Source organism: Vibrio cincinnatiensis, assembly GCF_022113815.1.
GTDB classification, from domain to species: Bacteria; Pseudomonadota; Gammaproteobacteria; order Enterobacterales; family Vibrionaceae; genus Vibrio; species Vibrio cincinnatiensis_A.
The window spans coordinates 1-476 of the sequence record NZ_SGOM01000085.1; the positions used below are offsets into that span (position 1 = coordinate 1).

At 42.6% G+C, this 476-nt stretch carries 1 protein-coding gene; it reads left to right on the forward strand.

Translation table 11 applies throughout. The annotated features are described in order from the left end of the window. Window positions 1–180 (forward strand): hypothetical protein (locus EXA13_RS16710; RefSeq protein WP_238134106.1); only part of this gene is annotated, 180 nt, incomplete at its 5' end. Between the last annotated feature and the right edge of the window lie 296 nt (window positions 181–476).

A 476-nucleotide genomic window follows, 5' to 3' on the forward strand; every position in this document is an offset into this window, starting at 1 on the left:
GGCGTTATGCTTAATCACCAAAAATCAGTGGTTTATGATTGTTCTTTGTTCCCTTGGCTTGTGAGTTTCGTGCTCGTCGGCAAATTGGCTTCAGCGGGCGCTGTTTTCCGGACCATTATTCTTTGGCGCTGGAAATTCAGCGAATTGCCTCATTCAATTTTCGGGCAAGCGCGAGGTTAGGGCGGTTGGTTCAATCAGAAAATTGATCTTAGGTTTTTTCGTTCTAGCTGCCAAAGTTCAAAGTCTGATTTTAAAAATCATGAGTCATTTCAGTTTTTGGTTTTTGGGTTTTGTTTGTGCATCAAAGCTGAGTTAATCTTGGTTTGGGTAAAACGTAAGTCATTGAAGCTTAAGCATAACAAACGCTTCAAGAGGGACAGCCAACGCGTGGCATTTTTACTATGCGTTGGTTTTTGTGATTACGGTGTTATGCGGAAATTTAGTAGTAGCGTTGGCTGCCCCTTAAGCGGGCGTTA